The organism is Aquifex sp. (assembly GCF_056494385.1).
Genome location: NZ_JBSLZM010000080.1, coordinates 1 through 3,410 on the forward strand (window position 1 = coordinate 1; position 3,410 = coordinate 3,410).

Below are 3,410 nucleotides of genomic sequence, written 5' to 3' on the forward strand. Positions count from 1 at the left end.
ATTGCCCCTGGTGCCCATAGCGGGGGGGAAACACCCGGTTCCATTCCGAACCCGGCAGTTAAGCCCCCCAGCGCCGATGATACTGTGCCGGCAGCGGCACGGGAAAGTAGGTCGGTGCCAGGGGCTTGTTCCGTAGTAATAAAATATTTGTTGTGTTTACTCCGAAGTTATTAGCTCAAATAATCAACGGAAGTCTTATAGGAAATCCTTCTGTAAAGGTAAGTTCTTTCTCAATAGATTCAAGAAACATAAGAAAAGGGGAGGTTTTTGTAGCTTTAAAAGGCTCTAGATTTGATGGAAATGAGTTTGTAAAAGATGCTCTTGAGAAAGGTGCAGCAGGTGCTATAGCGGAAAAATTCGTTGAGATTCCCGAAGATAAGTTTTTAATACTTGTAAACTCATCTCAGGAAGCACTTAAAAAGATTGCAAAGTATAAAAGAGAGAGTTTTAAGGGAACCGTTGTGGGTATAGCCGGTTCGGCGGGAAAAACGACAACAAAAGAATTGGTAGCACATCTTCTTTCCTTCGTTGGAAAAGTTTATAAATCTCCCGGGAATCTTAACTCTCAGATAGGTCTTCCCTTAAGCGTTGCAAATGCACCCCTTGATTGTGATTTTTGGGTTCTTGAACACGGGGCGAGTAAAAGGGGAGAAATAAGAGAACTCGTTAATATAACAAAACCCCATATAAGGGTTATAACGAAGATTGGAGAAGAGCATCTGGAGGGTTTCGGAAGTCTGGAGGGTGTAATTTTGGGAAACGGAGAGCTTTTCTGTTTTCTTTCGGACTCCTTCAAGGCGATAATACCTGAAAATACGATTAATTATTACGTATTTATTCCGAAGGATTGGCGTTATACATTCGGCAAAGGAGAAGTTGAAAGCTGCGAAATAAAAGAAGATGGTATACGTATACGTATAGATGGGGAGGAATTTTTTTTACCTGTTCCCAGTTTGGGGCTTATGGAAAATCTACTCGTATCGTTAAAAGTTTTAAAAATTTTGGGCTATGAACCGAAAAATTTTAGGAATGCCGTAAGCTGTTTCAAGCCAGAATGGGGAAGAATGGAAGTAATAAAATTGAAAAATTTTACGATAATAAACGATGCTTATAATGCAAATCCGCCCTCCGTGGAGAATGCACTTAGAAGTCTTGGACTTATAGAAGGTAAGAAAAAGGTTGTTATTTTGGGGGATATGCTTGAGCTAGGAAAGTATAGCAGGGAGCTCCACAGTAAGGTCGGGGAGCTTTTAAACAATTGTAAGATAGAAGCGGCATTTTTTTCGGGAAGAGAAATTAAAGAGACTTATAATGTTTATAGGGGATTGAAGTTTTACACAAAGTCAAAGGAGGAGTTAAAGGAAGTGTTAAGGAAAAATAAGAGGGTTCTAAGGGGAAGTGTAATTTTTGTTAAAGCATCCAGGGGGTTAAAGTTTGAAGAGATTGTGGAGTTTTTAAGGGAGGTTGATAATGAGCTCTAAAGGTGAGATATTCCTTTTCAAGAACGATGTGGTCTTATACACTATTACAGACATTCTCGGAATGACGGAAAATGAAAAAATAAAGGTTGTAAACACACCTATTTTAAAAAAATACGGTGTTGAAGGTGAAAAAGCTTACATAAAGTATTCTACCTTTATACTTCATACGAAAATACTCGGAAAGACTGAGGAATATATTATCCTTGACTTTCCTATGCTAAATCCCGAAAAGCCGCTTGGTGACAGGAAAAGTGTTAGAGTAACCCCAACTCCCGAAAAACCTGTAAAAGTAATAATAGAAGGTAAAAAAAGAGAAGTTAACGATATATCAGAGGTAGGGTTCTCTATAAAGTGTTCCTTAGAAGAAATAGACGATGTTATAAACGGTGAATTTGTGAACGTTGAGGTTATTCTACCAACTTATGAAGACGCTATTAAGGGACAGGCTCAGATTGTTAACATAAGGGAAAAGAAAAACGGGGATATATTGTGCGGGTATGAGCTCTTTTTAAAGGATGAAGATACGGTAAAAGTGAGGTTCTATTTATATGAAAGGGTAAAGGAAATACTAAAAAGTATAAAGTAAAATTCCTTCTTTACCATAGGGTATTTCTTTTATTGTCTCACCCCTCGGGTTAATAACAGCCGAGGGGCCTATGTTGTTTACCCACAGAATAAACTTTTCGTTTTCCAAAGCCCTTGCTCTTGCCAACTTCATATGTTGGTAATTTCCATCCGAATTCCTAAACCACGCGTTGTTTGTAAGCACGGCAAGTATATCACAATCAAAGCGCTTTATAAAGAATGTATAAGCTATCTCAAAACATATGGGAGTTGCTATCCTTAATCCGTTCAGGTTAAAACACTTTTCCTTTTTTCCTCTTGAGTAATCCTGAAGACCAAGGTAAGGAACTAGTTCGGAAAAAAACTTAAAAGGATAGGGTGTATACTCTCCGAAGGGAACTAAGATGTTTTTCCTGTATATGTCTATGACTTTACCGTCCTTAAGTAAGACTACACTGTTGTAAGCTTCAAATTTCTCACCGTAGTTTACCTCAATTATTCCGGTAATTATAGGAACTTTTTTAGAAAGTCTTAAGAGTTCATCGTTAAACTCAAGCTCAGAGAGGTAAAATGGGACTGCGGATTCTGGAAGAATTATAAGGTCTGGGTTTTCTTTTATCGCTTTCTCAACAAGCTTTATTATTCGCGGATACCTTTCCCAGAAAAGTTCTTTATTCAGCTTTACATCTTCCGGGATAGCGGTTTGTACTATTGCTACCTTAAAGTTTCCTTGAAATTTGGGAGTTTCCTTCTCTTTTAAAAATCCGAATACGAGAATAGGAACAAGCAATCCTGTCGTTAATACCTTTTTGCGTATTGAAAACATTGGAAAAAGTGATATGAACAGAACAATAAGACTTCCGAGATAAACTGTTCCCGCGCTTAGTGAGTATCTCAATACGGGAATGTCAACCAAGTTAGTTCCTAAAATCAGCCAAGGAAATCCTCCGTAAGGAAAAAAAGAGCGTATAATCTCAACAAAAGTATATATAAAAGGAAAGATAAAATAATTGAACCTGAATACTTTCCAAATAATGTAGGTTATACCGAATTGGTAAAGGGTAAGGAAAAGAATAAGTAAAATAACGGAAGTATATCCCAGAAAAGGATTAAGCCCACCGTAATCTATTAAAGAAATTCTTATCCATATTAGCGAAAGAAGAAAGGACGTTAGTCCAAAGGAAAAAAATCTTTTTAGATTTTTTCCAACACCTAAGAAAATCGCGGGGAAGATAAGGAAGAATAAATTAAACTTTGAAAAGGATAAGTAAAAAAGAACACCTGCTAAAACACCTAGGAGTATCTCTTTATATCCACTATTATGCATAGGAAAAATATGATACCTCCTATGAATGCACTTACATA

Annotated in this window: 3 protein-coding genes and 1 rRNA gene; 3 read left to right on the forward strand and 1 reads right to left on the reverse strand. The window is 37.2% G+C overall.

What is annotated here, in order from left to right; all coding sequences use genetic code 11:
• The first annotated feature begins 6 nt into the window (after positions 1 to 6).
• The 3 genes from rrf (at position 7) to ACWB1W_RS06290 (ending at position 2,067) form a co-directional block, all read left to right on the forward strand.
• A 5S ribosomal RNA gene (gene rrf / locus ACWB1W_RS06280) occupies positions 7 to 123 on the forward strand.
• 29 nt (positions 124 to 152) lie between these two features.
• Positions 153 to 1,481: a UDP-N-acetylmuramoyl-tripeptide--D-alanyl-D-alanine ligase gene (locus ACWB1W_RS06285; RefSeq protein ID WP_479370528.1), complete on the forward strand. Its 1,329-nt coding sequence runs from the start codon at positions 153 to 155 to the stop codon at positions 1,479 to 1,481.
• Positions 1,471 to 2,067 carry a DUF8089 domain-containing protein gene (locus ACWB1W_RS06290; protein WP_479370529.1) on the forward strand — a complete coding sequence of 199 codons (597 nt, stop codon included), beginning with the start codon at positions 1,471 to 1,473 and terminating at the stop codon, positions 2,065 to 2,067. The genes ACWB1W_RS06285 and ACWB1W_RS06290 overlap by 11 nt, the downstream gene beginning before the upstream one ends.
• Here ACWB1W_RS06290 and lnt read toward each other — a convergent pair.
• Positions 2,050 to 3,372: an apolipoprotein N-acyltransferase gene (gene lnt / locus ACWB1W_RS06295; protein WP_479370530.1), complete on the reverse strand. Its 1,323-nt coding sequence runs from the start codon at positions 3,370 to 3,372 to the stop codon at positions 2,050 to 2,052. The genes ACWB1W_RS06290 and lnt overlap by 18 nt on opposite strands.
• Positions 3,373 to 3,410: the final 38 nt, after the last annotated feature.

What these genes read in the sequence shown, in the direction of transcription:
- ACWB1W_RS06290 (WP_479370529.1), top strand. Translation starts at nt 1,471, where the DNA reads ATGAGCTCTAAAGGTGAGATATTCCTTTTCAAGAACGATGTGGTCTTA.
- lnt (WP_479370530.1), bottom strand. Translation starts at nt 3,372, where the DNA reads ATGCATAATAGTGGATATAAAGAGATACTCCTAGGTGTTTTAGCAGGT.